This is a genomic window from Pseudoalteromonas sp. SaAl2 (assembly GCF_052947895.1).
The window spans coordinates 2,082,723-2,103,835 of sequence record NZ_CM129605.1 but is presented as its reverse complement, the minus strand read 5'-3'; the positions used below and the strand labels follow the sequence as shown (position 1 = coordinate 2,103,835).

Here is a 21,113-nt window from a genome sequence, read left to right as displayed (position 1 = left end):
AAAATGAAATTTAGTGAAAAGTGGTTAAGAGAGTGGGTTAATCCTGCAATTGACACGCAGGCTCTTTCGGAACAGTTATCGATGGCCGGTCTTGAAGTTGATGCTGTAGAGCCTGCAGCAGCCAAATTTAACGGTGTTGTAGTTGGTGAAGTGGTTGAATGTGGTCAACACCCAGATGCAGACAAATTACGTGTAACAAAAGTCAATGTTGGTGGCGATGAGCTTCTTGATATTGTGTGTGGCGCACCAAATTGTCGTCAAGGTATTAAGGTTGCAGTAGCAACTGTAGGTGCTGTATTACCGGGCGACTTTAAAATTAAGAAAGCCAAGCTTCGTGGTCAACCATCTCACGGCATGTTATGTGCGTTTGTTGAGCTAGGTATTAGTGAAGAAGGCGATGGCATTATGGAATTGCCATTAGATGCGCCTGTAGGCGCTGATTTACGTGAATATTTAGGGCTTGATGACAATATCATCGATGTTGATTTAACCCCTAACCGCGGTGACTGCCTTGGTATTAAAGGCATTGCTCGTGAAGTCGGTGTGCTTAACAGCATTGACGTTAAAGCATTAGAAATTCCAGCTGTTAAAGCCACAATTGACGACAAAATATCAATTGAACTAGTTAATGAAGATGCCTGTCCACGTTATTTAGGCCGCGTGATTAAAGGCATTAACCTTGATGCAGAAACGCCGCTTTGGATGGTAGAAAAACTACGTCGTAGTGGTATTCGTTCAATCGACCCTGTGGTTGATGTAACTAATTTTGTGTTGCTTGAGCTAGGCCATCCAATGCATGCGTTTGACTTAAATGCAATTGAAGGCGGTATTAAAGTTCGCAGTGCAAACGCTGATGAAGAACTTGTTCTACTTGATGGCAACACAGCAACGCTAAATGAATCAACCTTAGTAATAGCCGATCACAATAAAGCGTTGGCAATTGCCGGTATTTTTGGTGGCGAGCAATCAGGTGTAACAGAAAAAACCGCTGATATTTTATTAGAAAGCGCATTTTTCAACCCAGTTGCAATTGCAGGTCAAGCTCGTAGCTACGGCCTACATACGGATGCATCACACCGCTATGAGCGTGGTGTTGATTTTGCACTGCAACATGATGCCATGGAACGTGCGACTGCATTATTACTTGATATTGTAGGTGGTGAAGCAGGCCCAGTTGTTGAGGCCGTTGCTAAAGATAAGTTACCAAAAGTAACAGAAGTGCGCCTACGCCGTGAACGTCTAGACCGCGTAATAGGCCATCACATTGCCGATGAAAAAGTAACGGATATCCTAACGCGCTTAGGTCTTGATGTGAAAATTGTTGATGGTGTGTGGAGTGCTGATGTACCAAGCTACCGCTTTGATATTCGCATCGAAGAGGATTTAATTGAAGAAGTAGCGCGTGTATTTGGTTACAACAGTATTCCAAATGTAGCACCTACAGCTAAATTGAAAATGACGACGCATAATGAAGCCACCATTGCCGTGAATAAATTCCGCAATGCACTTGTTACACGTGGTTATCAAGAAGCCATTACTTACAGTTTTGTTGATCCAAAAGCGCAAACTATTTTGCACCCAGACAGCGATGCACTTATCTTACCGCATCCGATCTCAAGTGATATGTCAGCAATGCGTGTAAGCTTAATGCCAGGATTGTTAGCGTCATTAGTTTATAACCAAAACCGCCAGCAGCCTCGAATTCGTTTATTCGAACATGGCCTTAAATTCTTACGTGATGAAAACGCAGAAAACGGCGTTAACCAAGTGGCAGTTATTGGTGGTGTTATTACGGGCCTTGCTCATGGTGAGCATTGGGTTGAAGAAAAGCGTAATGTTGATTTTTATGATTTAAAAGGTGATGTTGAAGCATTACTTTCATTAACCAATGATATAAATCGTTTTGAGATCAAAGCAGAGCAATCTGATGGTTTACACCCAGGTCAATCTGCTGCTATCTACGTTGATGGCAAAAAAGTAGGTTTCTTTGGTGCCATTCACCCGCAAGTACAAAAATCGCTAGATATTAATAATGCGGCTTATGTATTTGAAATTGAAATGTCAGCAATTGAAAAAAGAAATTTACCTGAAGCTGTAGGGGTATCTAAGTTCCCTTCAAACCGCCGCGACATCGCTATTTTAGTGGAAGATCAGGTGAAATCTGGCGACATTTTATCAGTGATAGAAAAAGTTGGCGGAAATCAATTGGTTGACCTAAACTTATTCGATGTGTATAAGGGCAAAGGTATTGAGCCAAATTATAAGAGTTTGGCGATTGCTCTAACACTGCAGGCGGTTGATAGAACACTCGAAGAGAAAGATATCAATCAGGTAGTTGATAACGTGGTGGCCGCACTGGCCGAACAGTTTAATGCATCGTTGAGGGACTAGATATGGCGCTTACTAAAGCCGACATAGCTGAACACCTATTTGAAAAACTCGGGATCAATAAAAAAGATGCCAAAGATTTAGTTGAAGCGTTTTTTGAAGAAATCCGCTCAGCGCTTGAAAAAGGCGAGCAGGTTAAGCTCTCTGGATTTGGTAACTTTGATCTTCGTGACAAAAAAGAAAGGCCAGGGCGTAATCCGAAAACAGGAGAAGATATTCCTATTTCGGCGCGTCGAGTGGTCACTTTTAGACCGGGTCAGAAATTAAAGACTCGTGTTGAAGTAGGCACTAGCAAAGCAAAATAAAAAAAGGCAGCGTAAGCTGCCTTTTTCTTTTCTGACTGGTGAGATATTAAAACTCTCGTGGCGATACAAATTGACCGCTTTGAATGCTGTCGTAGGTTTGCTGCGCCAATGTCTCTAAACTGTCTAAACTTTTACCTGTGGCCGTTATTTTGTGCTCAATTGGTAAAATATCAATATTTGTAATGCCTGATAATTGAGCAACACGTGCAAAGGTATATGCGTGCTTAAATTTCTCGTGTTTGTTAAATAAACTCACTAAGGTTATATACACTTCAGGATTTGGTGTCTGTTGTGCTTCATTGAGCTCCAACGTTTTATAGAGCAAATCAATGGTTTTATCTTCATCAAACTTAATATAGTAAGACGCTAAGAAAAACTGCATTTGTGCATCTTGCGTTACACTTGGATCATCTTCAAGTGCTAAAAGTTTAGTCAATGCAGACTGATCATTATTGCGAGACCAATGATAATAAAGTAATCCAGGATGGTTAGTGCCCTTAGTATCTTGATAAATTCGCGTCATCTCTTTGATGCTTGTTAAATGACCTTCAACACGAGAGGTGGTTTTTTCTTTGAGTTTGATGTGTTCAATTTTTGCCGCAAGTGATACGCACTGGCTGTACTGTTCAAAGCCTTGTAGTAGCGAGTATTTGTTCTCTTCAGTGGGCTGTTTATATTCATGGTAGCGTGCCAAAATTACATCAGTACGTTGTTTTTTACAGTGACTGTCTTTGTTTAAATCGTTACATAACCCAGGGGTTTCTTTACACACCTTTGCTTGCGTAAGCGTCTCTTCACACCCGGTTAGTACTAATAAACTCAATAATGCACTTGCTCTGAGCAACATCCCTCAATCCCACAGTAATAATTTCTTATCTATTCTAACGCAATGAATTGCTCTGTAACAGTGGAGAATAAAGTGAGTTTAAATTAGAATAGCCATGCCCATATTAGTGAATTGCTCTCACATGCATAATTCGCATTATGGTTATCCGTTCAAAAATTGTTTAATTAGGTAAAAAACATGACCTCATCTCACGAGTTAGAATATACAAATAGCTGGCAAGAGCGCCAAGATTACGCAGAAAGCATGCAACCAATTATAGGTAAACTTTACCGTAGTCGCGGTATTGAAATTGCAGTATATGGTCGTCCACTTGTTAATGCGAGCACCATTGATATCATTAAATCTCATAAAACAGTGGCGCAGTTTGAAGGTACTAAATTACGTTTACGCGAAAGCTTCCCGTTTTTAGAAGCCATCAGCAAAATGGATTTAAACTCAGCACGTATTGATATTGGTAAACTTGCTTATGGTTATTTATTTAACGATGCTGCTAAAGGTCGTTCAATTGAAGATTATCTAAATGATGAATTAGCAGAAATCATTAATTCAAAAGCAAAAGAGCCTCGTGATGTCGTACTATATGGCTTTGGCCGTATTGGCCGTTTATTAGCGCGTTTGCTAATTGAAAAATCAGGCCCATATGCTGACTTACGTTTACGTGCAATTGTTGTGCGTGGTGGTAAAGAGGGCGACCTTGAAAAACGTGCAAGCCTTTTACGCCGTGATTCAATCCATGGCCCATTCAATGGCTCTATCACCATTGATAAAGAGCGTAACGCAATTAAAGCAAATGGTAGCTATATTCAAGTTATCTACGCTAACTCGCCAAATGAAGTAGATTACACCGCTTACGGTATCGAAAATGCATTGGTTGTTGATAACACGGGTATCTGGAAAGATGAAGCAGGTCTTGGTCAACACCTAGAGTCAAAAGGTGCTGCAAAAGTATTATTAACAGCCCCCGCAAAAGGTAATATCAAAAACATCGTTTATGGTGTAAATAATCAAGATATTTTACCTGAAGATAAAATTGTATGTGCGGCAAGCTGTACAACTAACGCAATTACACCAACACTTAAAGCATTGAACGATAAGTTTGGTATCAACAACGGTCATGTTGAAACGGTGCATTCTTATACCAATGACCAAAACTTAATTGATAACTATCATAAAGCTGAACGTCGTGGACGTGCTGCTGCACTGAATATGGTTATCACAGAAACTGGCGCTGCTAAAGCAGTATCAAAAGCGTTACCAGAGCTTGAAGGCAAGCTGACAGGTAATGCCATCCGCGTTCCGACGCCAAATGTATCTTTAGCCATTTTGAACCTTAACTTAGCAAAAGACACCTCAGTAGAAGAATTAAACTCTTTCTTACGTGATGCTGCCTTGCATTCTGATTTACGCGACCAAATTGATTACACCGCCTCTACAGAAATCGTATCAACTGACTTAGTCGGCAGCCGTTACGCCGGTGTTGTTGATTCGCAAGCGACAATTGTTGATGGTAACCGTGTTGTACTTTATGTTTGGTACGATAATGAATTTGGCTATAGCTGTCAGGTTGTGCGCTGTATGCGTGATATGGCAGAGGTTTCATTCCCAAGCTTGCCACGTTAATTACTAATAATTAAAAATATTTACAAAAAGCCAGCGAATGCTGGCTTTTTTAATCGTGAACTTTTTCCAAAGCTCTAAGCGTGTGGTAGGCTGTTTCTAGTTTGCTACATTTTACTAACAAAACATCCCTTGCAATGGGGTGTTGCTTAATTTCTAACTGACAAGCGACTGACTGTTAGGAGTTATTTTTAACCTAAAGGGTTTATTTTAGATGAAAATCACCAGTAATTTTGACAGTGGTAACATCAATGTTATTGAAGCCACTGATCCATTAAACATACAGCTTGAGATCAACAAAGATCACCAGTCTGATTTTTTCCAATGGTTTCATTTCCGTCTCGAGACCACTCCTTTTCAAAATCATAAACTACACATTAATAATCTTGAAAACTCAGCGTACCCAGATGGCTGGGTAGGGTATCATGCCGTTGCATCTTATGACCGTCAAACATGGTTTCGTGTGCCGTCAAACTACGAAGAGGGCACATTAAGCTTTGAGATTGAGCCTGAATGCGGCACGGTATATTTTGCTTACTTTGCACCTTACAGCTATGAACGCCATCTTGACTTAATCACTTGGGCACAAAGCCAAGAAGCATGTCAGCTAGAAACTTTAGGTGAAACGCTGGACGGCCGTGATATGAGTGTATTACGCGTTGGTGGTGATAGCGATGAGAACAAAAAAAACAATTTGGATCACAGCTCGCCAGCACCCTGGTGAAACGATGGCGGAATGGTTTGTTGAAGGCGTATTACATAAACTACTCGATGATGAAGACCCACATGCAGCGACGTTACTTTCAAAAGCAGTATTCTATATAGTGCCTAATATGAACCCTGATGGCAGTGCTCGTGGACACCTACGTACTAATGCTAAAGGAGTTAACTTAAACCGTGAATGGCAAACACCAAGCATGGAAAATAGCCCTGAAGTGTACTTAGTACTTAATAAAATGCGTGAAACAGGTTTAGACATGCATTTAGATATTCATGGTGATGAAGCTATTCCGTATAACTTTGTTGCTGGTAGTGAAGGTATTCCAAGCTACGACGCACGCCTAAAAGATTTAGAGGATAGCTTCAAAGCCGCATTATTAGTTGTAACACCTGGGGTTCCAAGATGAACACGGTTATGGTAAAGATGAACCAGGGCAAGCTAACTTGACGGTTGGCTCGTCTGCAGTAGCTGAAGAGTTTAAAGCACTCGCTTATACGGTTGAAATGCCATTTAAAGACAATAATGACTTACCGGATCCAGATTATGGTTGGTCAGATCGTCGCTCTTATCAGTTTGGTCAAGATACGTTAGCAGCAATTGTTAATGTGGTTGATAAGCTTAAATAAGACCTAAGTAATGGGTATTGGTTAAGGCTGATGCCCATTACAATATACGAGATAACTTTATTATAAATTCAGCAGGAAACTCTTTAGTTGTTCAAATCTAAAACAAAAAGTTTAATAATATTTTATAGAGTCTGTGCAGATAGTTGAATAAATTAGTAATTATGAAAATTAAGTGTTAACTAAACCGGTTGGTTTAAGTTAATATGCGAAAACAATGAAAGTTAGTTTTATATTCGTCGCGCATTCTGAGTAACTGAAGCAGAGTATCGTAACTAAAAATAAAAAATATAATTATAGAGGATATCCATGGAAGCTTTTGTAAGTGCCGTTAATGACGTGGTTTGGAGTAGCGCACTCATATACTTATGCCTAGGCGCAGGTCTATTTTATTCAATTTTAACTCGCTTTGCGCAAGTTAGACACTTTAAAGAAATGTGTAAACTGTTACTCACTTCTAACCGTTCTACTACGGGTATTTCATCTTTCCAAGCGCTAGCCGTTTCGTTATCTGGACGAGTGGGTGTAGGTAATATCGCCGGTGTGGCTGCTGCAATTGGTTTTGGTGGGCCAGGTGCAATTTTTTGGATGTGGATTGTTGCGTTTTTAGGTGCAAGCACTGCTTATGCAGAGTCTACATTAGGGCAGATTTATAAAACAGAAGAAGACGGCCAATATCGTGGTGGACCAGCTTACTATTTTGATCGTTGCTTAGAGCAAAAGTGGTTAGGTATTTTATTTGCTGTTTCTGCAATTATTGCCTGTGGTGTGTTTTTACCCGGCGTCCAAGCCAATGCTGTTGGTAATGCATTTACCCAAGTGTTTGGTAATGGTGAAATGGTAACAACGAGCTTTGGTGATGTTGGAACATTTAAACTGGTTGCACTAGCAATTATTTTAATAGTGTTAGCCTTTATTATCTTTGGTGGCATTAAGCGAATTGCAAACTTTACCCAAATAGTCGTGCCATTTATGGCGCTAGGTTACATTGTATTAGCACTCATTGTGGTATTTTTAAATGTGGATAAAGTACCGGGTATCTTCTCATTAATTATTTCGGATGCATTCACTGCACAAGCTGGTTTTGGTGCTGCGATAGGTTGGGGTGTAAAACGCGGTATTTATTCTAATGAAGCTGGTCAAGGTACTGGCCCGCATGCAGCAGCAGCTGCAGAAGTTGAACACCCAGCACAGCAAGGCTTAGTACAAGCTTTTTCCGTGTATGTTGATACTATATTTGTATGTACAGCTACTGCATTAATGATATTAATTACTCAGCAATATAACGTTGTTGGTGAACTACCCGCTGGCCGGTTCATCGTGCAAAATGTTGATGCTGCAACCGAAGTTGGCTCAGCTGCATTCACTCAAATGGCTTTATTTAGTGTATTTGGTGGTTTTGGTGAGGCCTTTGTTGGTGTTGCTTTATTCTTCTTTGCGTTTACCACTATCCTTGCGTACTACTACATAGCAGAAACCAATGTGGCTTATCTTAACCGTTACTTTAAAGGCAGCATCCCACTTTTAATCGTTAAGTTGGTTATTATGTTTATGGTGGCATATGGCATGGTTAATAACTCCGGCTACATCTGGAGTATTGGTGATATTGGTGTGGGTTTGATGGCGTGGATCAATATTGTCGGGATATTGGCTATTTTCTTTGTTGCTAAGCCTGCTCTGAACTGTTTACGTGATTATGAAGAACAAAAGAAAGCCGGTGGTGAAATCATATTTGACCCTATTAAATTAGGCATTAAAAATGCGACTTTCTGGGAAAAACGCTTAGAACAAAAGAGAAAAGAAAAAAGCAATCTAGCAGACTAATGTATTTAATTTGTTGATATCACTGTGCAGCTTGCATTTTTTTCGAATCTTCACAATTGAGTGAAATTCAAAAAAGACATCGACCAATAAAACACGTACAATAAAGAGCGCCGCAAGGCGCTTTTTTTATGCGAAGTATGGAGAGATGTATGGCGATTGTGAGTTGTCCAAGTTGTAATAAGTCGATATCAGATAAACATAAGCAGTGCCCTCACTGTGAAAATAATGTGGCAGAGCTTAACGACGAGCAACGCCAGCAATTAGCGCGTGAAAAACGCATTCAGAAACAGCAAATGTTTATGAACCACTCCTTTTTTGCATTATTTATATTCTTAGGTGGTTTCTTCTGCTTATATTTCTTACAGCCTGAGCCAAAAAGCACTAATTGGTATGCATGTACTGCTGCGATTGGAATTGGTTGTATTTGGTATTTAATTAACCGCGTTATTTTAGTAACACTCAAGAAGAAAAAATGACATGAACATCGACAATCTTGTAAATAGCATTACCCCTGAATTATTTGAACGTTTGCAGTACGGCGCTGCAACAGGAAAATGGCCAGATGGCACACTATTAAGTGATGAGCAAAAAGAGCAAACTGTACAGCTGGTTATGCTTTATCAAGCTAAAGTAGCCCAGTCGAACGAGCAATTCACCATTGGCTCAAATGGCGAAATGGTACAAAAAACCAAAGCACAACTACAAAAAGAATTCACCGCAGATAACGAAATAGCAAGGTTTAGTGAACATGATCTTTAAACACCTTTTTACCCCAAAATGGAAGCACCCAAAACAACAAGTTCGTTTAGAGGCGATTGAAAAATTAGATGTTGAGCGTGACGCAACCATTTTAAGTTCACTGGCACTGGATGATAATTCAGCCGAAATACGTAAGAAAGCACTTAATAAAGTAGATAATTTAGTACTTTGGTGGAAAGCATATAAGCAAGACCAAAGCTTAAAAGATTTAGCTGAACAGCATATCTCTAATGCGGTTTTAAATAACGAGCAATCACTTACTAGTGATATAAAAAATGAATACATCGAACGTTTTGCGCCGGTTAAAACCCTAGAAAAGCTAGCTTTTGCTGAAAAAGAGTTACAAGTAAGGGTTAAGTTACTAAAGCGTCTATCGAACCCTAAGTTAACTGAAAAAGCCTTTAAAGAAGGCGCTAGTGAATTACAGCAGCAGCTAGTTGAATTAGTGATAAATCAACAGTTAGCAAAAAACCTAGTCAAACACGCGCAAGGTGAAGTTAAAACCATCCTACAAACGCATTTAGACAATGAACGTTTAGCTGTAGAAATGCCTGTGCAAGTACAAAATGAAACGCGCATTATATTAGCTAAGCTTAATGCATTACGTGATAAACAAGATTATGAGTTAGTAAACCAGCAAAACCAGCTATTAATCGCTCAGTGGCAAGCGATTGAGTTAAAATGGCTTAATGCAGAGCAAGTTGCTGTTTTAGATGAAAAGTACCAATCAATCACAGCAAAATTAGATGCGCATTTAGCGCAGCTTAATACGCAGTATGAGCAGCAAAAAGCTCTATTAATACAACAGCAACATGAAGTGTTAGCACTGGCTAACCTCGAAGCTTTAAGTGAAGAAATTGAGAATGCATTGCAGCTTGGTTTAGAAACTCCAGAGCAAATCCAACAAGACTGGTTAGATGCAAAAGTCGAACAAGCTCAAGTTGCTATTGCGCAAAGTGAACTAGGTAATAGCGAGCAAAAAACACAAGTAGTAGGTAAACTGACTCAGTTGTTTAAGCAAGTTGCGCAATTACCACAATTAACTCAAGCAATTAGTGATTTTAAACTTGCCTTTGCTGCGTTAAATGCGATTTCTACAGAGGTTGATAAGAGTACATTTGACCAACTAAATAGTGATTTTGATAGCGCTTTTAAAGCGGCAAATACGCCTTTAAAGCAATTACCAGCGTCATTACAAGGCCCTTTTAAAGCGCAATTAAAGGCGAAGAAGCAAGCCTGGCAAGAAGCCGTTGCGCCGTTGAGCACGCAACTGACAAAAAGCCAGCAACAGGCGAGCCGTAAAGGACGTGATGTTAAACGCTTAATTGAACAAGGGCGTTTTAATGTTGCTTTTGGTGTATTTAAAGGCTTTATTGAGCTGTATGACACACTCACTCCTGTTTACGCTCAGCAATTAGATAAACTTAAAGATGAACTTGAGCAGCAACTTGCCGATGCGCGTGATTGGCAAAAATACGCATCTGCACCTAAACGTGAAGAGTTGCTGGCAGAGATCACAGCGCAGCTTGAGCAACCATGCACAGATGCAAAAGCGCGTGCTAACGAAGTAAAAACCTTACGTCGTCGATGGAACGAGCTAGGCCGTTTAGACACAGAGCAAGAGCAGCTTCAAGGCAAAGAGTTTGATGAAAAAATTGAACTATTGTTTGCACCATGTCGTGAGCATTTTGCGCAACTGGAGCAGCAACGTGAGCAGATTAAGCAACAGCGTGAAGCTGTCATTGTGCAAATGCAGACACTTGCACAAACAGATACAGGTATTGACGGGTTTGAGTGGAAAGATTTTGAAAGTCAGTACAACCGCATAAATAAGGCATGGCGCAACGCTGGTAATGTTGAGCCTAAAGTATATCGAGCATTACAACAGCAGTATAAACCGCATCAACAAGCTGTATTTAATGCGCTTAACGCGTTTCATAAAGCAAATAGTGCAGCTAAAAATGCATTAGTAGAGCAAGCACAGCAACTTAGCCAATCAGACGATTTAGCCAGTGCGTGCCAGCAGCTTAAAGAGCTACAGCAACAGTGGCAAAAGGTGGGTTTTGCGGGTGTCAAAGCTGAAAATGCGCTGTGGCAAAAGTTTCGTCAATTTAACGACTTAACTTTCGCTAAACGTAGCGAGGAGTTTGCTCAGCATAAAGAACAGCAAGATGCCGACAATGCAATAATTGCACAGCAATTAACTGAACTTGAAGATGCACTTGGAGCGGTCAATCAAAAAGCGCAGTTACTTGATTTAAAAACAAAAGTAACAGCATTGCCCACCGCAAAAGAGCTGGTAAATAGAGTAAGCGCACTGCTTAGCAATATTGATGCTAAATTAGCCTTGTTGACAGAGCAAGCAGCAAAAGCAGATTTTGCTGCCTTGTTTAGTGCTCTTGAAAACCAACAGCCAATTCCGGCGCAATGGCAAGGCAATGCAAGTACAGCACTTTCGGTTGCACAGTTACTTATCCGCATGGAAATTTTAGCCAATGTAGCAAGCCCAGCAGGCAGTGAACGTATGGCAGAGCAAGTTGCCATGTTGGATGATAAACACCGCGGTGAGCAGGCTGATTTACACTTTTATTTAAAACAATTGTTAGCGCTCAGTGAGGGTTCAGTTGATGCTGAGACACTAACGCGGTTAAAAACTGTTTTTAGTGTTTAGTAAATAAATACATTAAACAATAATAAAGCCGCATTTTGTGGCTTTATTTTTTAAAGGAAGTTACATGAAATATATTTTATTAATTGGCTGCTTATTTTTATCAGCGTGTAATACCACCAATGGTGTGTCTGTTTATTCATTTACAAACAGTGAGATAGAGTCAGTTCTCAATCAGCAATTACCAAAGCTCAGTGAACAAGTTAAATTAATGGGGTTGCCTGTACAATTTGACGTCAACGACCTTAGTGTAAATGTAGGCCCTGACAACCGTGATGTGGTGGTGCTAGGTGCTGATTCAAGTGCAATTATCAATGCGTTCGCTATTAAGTACCCTGTGCGTCTGAAGTTACAAATAGAAGGTGCGCCATTTTATGATAGCGAGAAAAAAGCGGTGTTTTTACGAAATGTAAAGTTGCTTGATTCATCAATCGACGCAGGTGGCTTTAAAGGAAATTTAGGCGTACTCGATGATGAAGCAATGAAAGTTATTAATGGCTTTTTAGCGGTTAACCCTGTGTATACGCTTAATATGAATGACCCAAAAGTGGCATTATTAAGTAAACTTCCATTAGATATGAAAGTTGAGCAAGGTGCGATAAAACTCGTGCCGAGTATATAATAGTCTCAAGTTAAGTCCACAGCCCCCTAATAACACATAGTTACAAAAAAGCCCCGATGTACAGGGCTTTTGATTCCAGGGGGATTCCACTAAAGGCTAAACTAATTCACATCTGCGTAAAAACAACCAAAACCGGGCAGGGTTAACGTATTGTCTGTTACAGTGCCAGTGTGATGAGCGAGCTCCTCATGAATGTTAACTATTGTATTACTCAGTGCAAGAGATGCATTATTGCTAGCTAAGTTGAATACACATAGCATTGTCTTACCTTCAAATCGACGATAGAAAGCCAATAATGGCTCATCTGTATCGATAAACTCAATGTCACCTTCCAGGAGTACAGCTTGATTTTTACGCCATGCCATAAATTCACGGAATGCATTTAAAATAGAGTCGGAATTAGTATCTTGTTCATCTACTGCTTGATTCTTATGATTCGAATCGACAGGCAACCAAGGGGTCGATGTTGAGAAGCCAGCGTGGTCGCCGTTCTTGTTTTGCCAAGGCATCGGAGTACGACAGCCATCGCGGCCTTTAAAGTTTGGCCAGAAGGTGATGCCGTAAGGGTCTTGTAAATCTTCAAATGCAACGTTCGCTTCGCCAAGTCCTAGCTCTTCACCTTGATACATACATACACTACCGCGCAATGAAGCGAGTAGAGCGGTAAGCATTTTACACTGCGCATGGTTTACTTCGCCATTGTTACTCCAACGACTAGCCACACGTTCGACGTCGTGATTGCTAAACGCCCAGCATGGCCAGCCTTCAGTCATTCTCTTTTCTAATGTTTCGACTGTAGTACGAATATACTCACTGCTATAGTCATTTGTAAGCAGCTCAAAGCTGTAACCCATGTGCAGCTTATCACCACCTGAAGTGTACTCGGCCATTGTAGCGAGAGAGTCTTCTGATGATATTTCACCTAACGACACCGTGCCCGGATATTTATTGAGTAAAGCACGAATATCCTGCATAAAGCTGATGTTTTCAGGCTGGGTATTATTGTAGTGATGGTATTGAAATGCGTACGGATTATCTTCACTAAAACCGCGGCCTTGGCGTTTTTCAGGTGGCTTAGCGGGGTTGTCACGAAGCTGTGCATCGTGATAGCAAAAGTTAATTGCATCTAACCTAAAGCCGTCTACCCCTTTTTTTAAGCCAAAACTCTACGTTATCCAAAACCGCTTTACGAACATCTGGGTTATGAAAGTTTAGATCTGGTTGTTCAGTTAAAAAGTTATGTAAGTAATACTGACCACGACGCGGCTCCCACTGCCAAGCTGGGCCGCCAAAAATACTTAACCAATTATTTGGTTGTGTACCGTCTGGTTTTGAGTCTGCCCATACGTACCAGTCAGATCTGTCGTTAGTTTTGTCTTCACGGCTATCTAAAAACCATTGATGTTGGTCTGATGTGTGGCTCAATACTTGGTCAATAATAATTTTAATATCACGTTGATGAGCTTGAGCAATTAACTCATCAAAGTCATTTAAATCACCAAACAATGGGTCAATGTCACGATAATCACTAATATCATAGCCAAAGTCTTTCATTGGGGACTTAAAAAATGGTGAGATCCAAATAGCATCAACACCGAGACTTTTTATATAGTCAATTCGAGAGATGATCCCTTTTAAATCACCAATTCCATCGCCATTGGTATCTTGAAAACTGCGCGGGTAAACTTGATAAATAACCGCACCTTTATACCATTGCTGCTGAGCCATGCTTTTTCTCCATCGTGACAATGCTGCTTCACCACATTAGTCGTAGTGATTACGTCAATCTTATATGTGGCTACTACTTCGCCACGTTATTTTTTAAAAAGCATACGTGAAGGCTACAAGCCTGTAAAAAGCCTGCATACGTATGCATGATAAATAGATTTCAAAAGCTATAGATACAGCACCGCAAATTGCGCTTTAACAACACAATATCCTCTCATCATAAAACCTTACCAATTAGAGTTTGATAAAAATTAACATTTTATTCTGTTCATTTTTGTGCGATTTTAAAAGGGGTTGCGAGTTATTGGTGCATACTTGCAATGGTCTTACCAATTCTCTATTGTAAAAAGTTATAATTTTTAGTGCGCTATATTAGCAAGCTTGTTTGAAATTAAATGCTTACAGATTGAAAGAGTGAAAATGCATGGGGTCTGATTGGTGAAATTAATTTACTGATCAGTTGCACTATAACTGTTGTTGTTTATCCTTATAAAAACAAGGTGTTGCCATTTTGTTTGTGAAAACTTTGTTAAATAGATTGTTTTTGCACTAGCCTGAATACGTATGCATAAAGTTGTTAATAAAATAAAGCCAGCGTTAATATTCATCCTGACAACAAAATCAGCTAACGAATAACATCGCTTCTATCACAAGCACGTTATTACGGTAGTAATACAAAATATGGGTAACGGGAAAACATCATGTCTATGTTCAAACCAAGTATATTAACAATTGCACTTGCAACAGCAGGTATTAGCAGTTTCGCTTCATACGCACAACAAGAACAACCAACAGCAAAGAGTGACGTTGAAGTCATCGAAGTTAAAGGTTTTCGTGGCAGCGTAGTAGAGTCAATCAATACAAAGCGTTTTTCATCAGAAGTGGTTGAGTCTATCTCTGCAGAAGATATCGGTAAACTACCAGATTCTTCAATTGCCGAATCAATTGCACGCTTACCAGGTTTAACTGCACAACGCCTTGATGGCCGTGCTAGCCGCGTAAGCGTTCGTGGTTTTAGTGAAAACGAAAGTGCAACGACCTTTAATGGTCGTGAGCAAGTATCGATTGGTGATAACCGTGGTGTTGAGTTCGACCTTTACCCATCAGAAATAATGAGCGGTGTTACCGTATATAAAACACCAAGCGCCAGCCTAGATGCTGAGGGTATTGCGGGTGTTATCGACATGCAAACCGTAAAACCGTTAAGTAAAGGTGAGCGCGTTATCATGTTTAATGGTCAATTAGAGCAAACAGGTTTTGATAAGCTAAACCCTGATGGCGATGATCAAGGTTTCCGTGGCACTGTTTCATACATCGACCAGTTTGCAGATGACACAATTGGTGTTGCATTTGCTTATAATAAAATGACTTCACCTAACCAAGAAAAACGTTGGAACTCATGGGGTTATCCTGAATACAGTATTTCAGAAAATAAACTAAAAGATGACACCACTGTGGGGCCGTATAATCCTATTTTAGGTGGCGCTAAACCATTTGTGCGTTCATCAACCCTTGAACGTGATTCAGCTATGCTAGTAATTGAAGCCGCACCAACAGATCGCTTAAGTATGACATTTGATGCCTTATATGTTGATTTTTCAGATGAAAAAATTCTACGTGGCATAGAAGTACCTTTTGCTTGGGGTCAAGGCCAAATATTATCAGGTTCAGAGGTTGTCGATGCCAATTCGGACTTTATAACCAGTGCAGTAACAGAAGGTCAGCGCGTAGTTGTACGTAATGATTATGAAGAGCGAAATGCAGAACTGACGCAATTTGGCTTTAATACTAAATATGACATTAACGATGACTGGTCTGTAGAGTTTGATGTAAGTCGTTCAGAAGTTGAGCGACAAATCTGGAGTATCGAAAGTTACTCTGGAACAGGACGTGGTGACGCGAATGGCGTGGCTGACAATATTGGCTATGTATTTGATGGTGGTAATACTGGCGCGCAATTTTCCCATGAACTCGATTACAGCGATTATGGCTTAATTCAGTTAGGCGGCCCGTTATCTTGGGGGACTAGTGCTGCCCTGAACGATAAATACGGTTTAAGAGACACGCCTTATGAAAACACGGCGCAAGACGGCTTTATTAATGCACCTGAAATAAATGATGAACTATCAACGTTAAAGCTTGCTGCGAGCAAGGTACTTGATAGTGAGTATTTCAGTAAAGTTAGTTTTGGTATGTCATATCGTGACCGAGAAAAGTCTAAGCTGTCAGAAGGTTATTACATGACATTAAAAGACTTTTCACTTTCAAATCCAGGTATGTTATCAGTTCCAGAGCAATATCGTGAAGGGTCAGCCAGTTTAGACTTTATTGGTATGGGCGACATGATAGCCTATGATGTGAACGGTTTAGTTAATGATGGCTACTATGACTTACTCCAAGAGAGCTTAACTGATCAAAAACACAAAACACAATCTTGGACAGTACAAGAAGAAGTAACCGCCGTTTTTGCACAGCTAGATATCAATGCAGAGCTAGGTTCAATCCCTGTTACTGGTAACATTGGTGCGCGTTATGTACAAACTAAGCAATCATCACAAGGCTCTGCGGCAAACACGGTTGACGGACTTGTCGTTGTTACGCCAACAGATGTAAGTCATGATTATAATCACTTCTTACCAAGTATTAATTTATCGTTTGCGATTGATGAAGATCAAACCATTCGCTTTGGTGCTGCAAAAACAATTTCACGCGCTCGATTAGATGAAATGAACTCATCAGTTAATGCAAGCTATAATCAGCAACCTGATGAAAATGGTAACTATTGGAATGTTTCAGGTGGTAACCCATTACTTGAACCTAAAGAAGCGACAGGGTTAGATTTAAGCTACGAAAACTATTTTAATGCTGAAGGCTACTTTGCCGCTGCATTCTTTTATAAAGATATAACGCAGTGGATTTTTGATGGTAGCTATGAAGTAGATATGTCTGGTATTGCAGACCCATCAACAGGTGAGATCCCAGCTAACTCAACTGGTTCAGGCTCGGGTAAAGTAAATGGTGGTGAAGGTGATCTTTGGGGTTATGAATTGTCACTAGCTCTACCATTTAATATCTTCCATTCTTCGCTTGATGGTTTTGGTATGATTGCCAGCCACACAGGTGTTGAGCAAGACATTACAGACCAAAATGGTAATGACTATGAATTACCAGGCTTATCAGATCAAATTGATAGCTTAACTGTTTATTATGAGCGCAGTGGCTTCCAAGCTCGTACTAGCATGCGTAAACGTAGTGATTTTAAAGGCGATGTATACGGATTAGGTTTTGCTACCACACAAGTTGATATTAAAGGTGAAACCATTTGGGATGCGCAAATTGGTTATGACTTTAGTGAAGGTGGTGTAGAAAGCCTTGATGGTTTAAGTGTGACGTTCCAAGTCCAGAATATCACGGAAGAACCGTTTGTCTCTTTACAAGGCGACAGTGACTTACAAGTACGTGATTATCAAGACTACGGTCGTACTTTCTTACTTGGTTTTAGTTACAAGCTATAACATTCTTTAGCGTTGAAAGGCCCTTGTGAATTGTTTTACAAGGGCTTTTTTTATATCGACTACACTTAAGTAAAAGCAAGTGGAGCAGGGGCTATGCAGAATAAACAAATAAAAGACGTGGTAATAGCGGGTGGCGGTACGGCTGGGTGGATAACCGCGGCGCTACTTAATAAAGTGCTTGGTAAGGTTGTTAACATTACCCTTGTTGAGTCAGATCAAATAGGTACTGTAGGCGTAGGCGAGGCGAGCATTCCGCCGATCCTTCACCTTAATGCGGCACTGGGTATACCAGAGAACGAGTTTATAAAAGCAACCCAAGCGACGATTAAATTGGGGATTGAGTTTGAAAACTGGCAAAAGCAAAATCATAAATATATGCACGCCTTTGGCGATATTGGCAAAGACTTTCCGTTTTGTGAATTTTATCATTTTTGGCTAAGAGCAAAACAGCAAGGTACAGCGTCAGATTTTTGGGGCTTCTCCCTCAATTACCAAGCCGCCAAACAGCATAAGTTTGCTCACTTAACGCATATACCAAACACACAACTCACTGGCTTAAATTACGCCTACCATTTTGATGCCACCCTATATGGCGAATTTTTAAAAGAGCTTACAACTTCGCGGGGCGTTAAACGTATTGAAGGTAAAATAGCACACGTAAAACAATGTGAAGAGAGCGGTTTTGTTCGCGCCTTAGCGCTTGATAATGGGCAGTCAATATCAGGTGACTTATTTATTGATTGTACAGGGCTGCGTGCCTTGTTGATTGAGCAAACCCTCAATACTGGTTTTGAAGATTGGTCGCATTGGTTACCCTGCGATAGCGCTATTGCTGTGCAGACTCAAAGTGCGAATGATCCCGTGCCTTATACACGATCTATTGCGCATGATGCAGGTTGGCAATGGCAAATACCACTTCAGCACCGAGTTGGTAATGGCTTGGTGTTTTCAAGCCGCCATATGACAGATGAACAAGCTAAACAACAGCTATTAGATAATCTACCCGGTGAGCCTATCACTGAGCCGAGAGTTGTTCGTTTTAAAACGGGGCGTCGCCGCAAACAATGGCATAAAAATGTAGTAGCCATAGGTTTATCAAGTGGCTTTTTAGAGCCACTAGAATCAACCAGTATTCATTTAATTCAAACCGCGGCTATTCGACTAATTAAGCTTTTCCCGCATAACGGAATTGATGAAACCTTGGTTAATACCTTCAATCAACAAAGCCAAACAGAATTTGAGCGCATACGAGATTTTATCATTTTGCATTACAAATTAACTGAGCGCACCGACAGTGCATTTTGGCGTCAATGTAAGCAAATGAGTATTCCAGACACACTGCAAAAGAAAATCGATTTATATAAAACCACAGGCAAAATTGTACGCCAAGACGACGAGCTATTTGCCGAAGTTGCGTGGCAACAAGTGATGATAGGACAAGGACTTATTGCCGAAGATTTTCACCCTTTAGCCAATGCCTTCAACGACGAACAATTAGCCGAGCTATTTACAAATTTAAAAACGTTAATTGACGGCACAGTAAACCAATTGCCGACCCACAATGAATTTCTGCACAGGATGAAAAGCAATTAAAATGAAAAAACTCATTCACACATTTTTAGCTGGCTCGTTATTGACGACTTGTTTAGCCACAGCGTTAACAGCTAATGCAATGACAATATCACCACAAAATTGGTGGGTAGGTATGCAAAACAGCTCATTGCAAATCATGTTGTATGAAACAAAGGTTGCAAAACAACAATGGCAACTCGTGCCATACCCAGGCGTTACGCTTAAAAATATTACCAAAACCGATAACGCTAATTACGCATTTATAAACCTTGATATTAGCCCAAGTGCTAAACCGGGCAAGTTACTTTTCAAAAGCCAAACGGGTGAGCAGTTTGAATACCCACTTTTAGCACGCGATAAACAAAGTGCTGAACGCCAAGGTTTTGATAGTGGCGATACTATTTATTTAATTAACCCTGATCGTTTTGCCAATGGCGATAGCAGTAACGATTCAGTACGCGGTATGTCGGAGGCTGTAAACCCAAGTGAGCGAGGCGGGCGTCATGGTGGCGATATTCAAGGTATTATCAATGCATTACCCTACCTAGATGAATTAGGCGTCACGCAGTTATGGCTGACTCCACCGCTTGAAAACAATATGCCAAGTTATTCGTATCATGGCTATGCTATTACAGACTTTTACAACATAGACCCACGCATGGGCTCGAATGAACTTTACCGTGAGTTATCATCTATTGCGAAGCAACACGGCATCGGTTTGGTGATGGACTTAGTACTGAATCACTTTGGCTCAGAGCATGTGTGGATGAAAGATAAACCCACCGCAGATTGGATAAATTTTAATGGCGATTTTGCAAACGGTAAAAATGTCACAAGCCATGCGCGGCAAACAATTCAAGACCCGCACGCCAGTGAGTTTGATAAACGCCAGTTTAGTGATGGCTGGTTTGTCTCAACCATGCCAGATCTAAATCAGCGCCAACCTTTATTAGCTACCTACCTTATCCAAAATGCGATTTGGTGGATTGAATACGCCGATTTAAGCGGTATTCGCGTTGATACTTACTCATATTCAGACAAGGCGTTTTTAGCCGATTGGACCAAAGCGATTATGACTGAGTACCCTGCCTTTAATATTGTCGGCGAAGAGTGGACTTCAAACCCTGCGATTGCTTCGTACTGGCAAGCTGGAAAAATAAATAGCGATGGCTATACGTCAAGTCTGCCAAGTGTAATGGACTTTTCTTTACAAGAATCGCTCATTCAAGCACTTAATGAAGACGAAAGCTGGAATACCGGTTGGGTCAAAGTGTATGAATCTCTGGCGAATGATTTTTTATACCCAAACCCAGATAACTTACTGGTGTTTGCAGATAACCACGATATGAGCCGCGTTTATACTGAGCTTAAACAAGACCTAGCAAAAACTAAAATGGCGATGACCATGTTGCTTACCACCCGGGGGATTGCTCAAATGTATTATGGTACCGAGGTACTATTAGATAACACGGGCAGTAACGACCATGGTGATATACGTATTGATTTTCCCGGTGGCTTTGCAGGACAAAAAACAAACGCGTTTACAGGTCAAGGCTTAAATAGTGAACAAGTGGATATGCAGCAAACCATAACAACACTGCTTAACTTTAGAAAAAACAGCCCCGCGATTGCAAAAGGAAAGCTAACACACTTTAGCCCAAAAAGAGGGGGTGTATAGCTACGCCCGTATTAGCGAACAACAAACTGTGTTGGTGTTTTTAAATAAAAATACCACAGCTAAAACCTGGTCGTTAGATTATATGCGTGAAGTTATAGGCAAACATAAAAGTGCGACAGCCTTATTCAACAAGCAAAAAGTGAAACTAACCAAACCGCTCACCTTACCTACAATGAGCGCTGTAGTATTGGTGATTGAATAGCGTGAATACGTATGCAAATACTGTCAGTCAGCGGCAGTTCACAT

At 40.5% G+C, this 21,113-nt stretch carries 11 protein-coding genes and 3 pseudogenes; 12 read left to right on the top strand and 2 right to left on the bottom strand.

The window, feature by feature from the left end:
* The first annotated feature begins 3 nt into the window (after positions 1–3).
* Together pheT and ihfA are read left to right on the top strand one after the other, a co-directional pair.
* Positions 4–2,391, top strand: coding sequence for a phenylalanine--tRNA ligase subunit beta (pheT, locus tag ACU8V8_RS10125; protein WP_446887382.1), 2,388 nt, complete (start codon positions 4–6; stop codon positions 2,389–2,391).
* Positions 2,392–2,393: 2 nt separating this feature from the next.
* Positions 2,394–2,693, top strand: coding sequence for an integration host factor subunit alpha (gene ihfA / locus ACU8V8_RS10120; RefSeq protein WP_002960690.1), 300 nt, complete (start codon positions 2,394–2,396; stop codon positions 2,691–2,693).
* Positions 2,694–2,739: 46 nt separating this feature from the next.
* Here the strand turns inward: ihfA and ACU8V8_RS10115 are convergent, their stop codons facing one another.
* Positions 2,740–3,540 (bottom strand): DUF2989 domain-containing protein, encoded by an 801-nt coding sequence (locus tag ACU8V8_RS10115; protein WP_446887381.1) that lies wholly within the window; start codon positions 3,538–3,540, stop codon positions 2,740–2,742.
* Positions 3,541–3,717: 177 nt separating this feature from the next.
* On the opposite strand from ACU8V8_RS10115, the gene ACU8V8_RS10110 reads away from it, so the two are divergent.
* From ACU8V8_RS10110 to ACU8V8_RS10080, 7 genes and pseudogenes are all read left to right on the top strand, one after another.
* Positions 3,718–5,160 carry a glyceraldehyde-3-phosphate dehydrogenase gene (locus tag ACU8V8_RS10110; RefSeq protein ID WP_446887380.1) on the top strand — a complete coding sequence of 481 codons (1,443 nt, stop codon included), beginning with the start codon at positions 3,718–3,720 and terminating at the stop codon, positions 5,158–5,160.
* Between the two features lie 211 nt (positions 5,161–5,371).
* Positions 5,372–6,504 (top strand): annotated as a pseudogene (locus ACU8V8_RS10105) (M14 family metallopeptidase).
* 306 nt (positions 6,505–6,810) lie between these two features.
* Positions 6,811–8,325 (top strand): alanine/glycine:cation symporter family protein, encoded by a 1,515-nt coding sequence (locus ACU8V8_RS10100; protein ID WP_446887379.1) that lies wholly within the window; start codon positions 6,811–6,813, stop codon positions 8,323–8,325.
* A gap of 149 nt (positions 8,326–8,474) precedes the next feature.
* A complete protein-coding gene (locus tag ACU8V8_RS10095; protein ID WP_446887378.1) occupies positions 8,475–8,801 on the top strand; it encodes a hypothetical protein in 327 nt (108 codons plus the stop codon).
* A gap of 1 nt (position 8,802) precedes the next feature.
* Positions 8,803–9,084: a YeaC family protein gene (locus ACU8V8_RS10090; RefSeq protein ID WP_446887377.1), complete on the top strand. Its 282-nt coding sequence runs from the start codon at positions 8,803–8,805 to the stop codon at positions 9,082–9,084.
* On the top strand, positions 9,074–11,755 hold the full coding sequence (locus tag ACU8V8_RS10085) for a DUF349 domain-containing protein (protein ID WP_446887376.1): 2,682 nt from the start codon (positions 9,074–9,076) through the stop codon (positions 11,753–11,755). The genes ACU8V8_RS10090 and ACU8V8_RS10085 overlap by 11 nt, the downstream gene beginning before the upstream one ends.
* Before the next feature lie 64 nt (positions 11,756–11,819).
* Positions 11,820–12,374: a DUF1439 domain-containing protein gene (locus ACU8V8_RS10080; protein ID WP_421960578.1), complete on the top strand. Its 555-nt coding sequence runs from the start codon at positions 11,820–11,822 to the stop codon at positions 12,372–12,374.
* Between the two features lie 101 nt (positions 12,375–12,475).
* On the opposite strand, the pseudogene ACU8V8_RS10075 reads toward ACU8V8_RS10080, so the two are convergent.
* A pseudogene (locus ACU8V8_RS10075) lies at positions 12,476–14,102 on the bottom strand (alpha-glucosidase family protein).
* Between the two features lie 701 nt (positions 14,103–14,803).
* Here ACU8V8_RS10075 and ACU8V8_RS10070 point away from each other — a divergent pair.
* The 3 genes and pseudogenes from ACU8V8_RS10070 to ACU8V8_RS10060 all read left to right on the top strand — a co-directional run bounded on the left by ACU8V8_RS10070 (position 14,804) and on the right by ACU8V8_RS10060 (position 21,069).
* Positions 14,804–17,617: a TonB-dependent receptor gene (locus ACU8V8_RS10070; protein ID WP_446887375.1), complete on the top strand. Its 2,814-nt coding sequence runs from the start codon at positions 14,804–14,806 to the stop codon at positions 17,615–17,617.
* Between the two features lie 93 nt (positions 17,618–17,710).
* Positions 17,711–19,210: a tryptophan halogenase family protein gene (locus ACU8V8_RS10065; RefSeq protein WP_446887374.1), complete on the top strand. Its 1,500-nt coding sequence runs from the start codon at positions 17,711–17,713 to the stop codon at positions 19,208–19,210.
* 1 nt (position 19,211) lies between these two features.
* Positions 19,212–21,069 (top strand): annotated as a pseudogene (locus ACU8V8_RS10060) (glycoside hydrolase family 13 protein).
* The last annotated feature ends 44 nt before the right edge of the window (positions 21,070–21,113 follow it).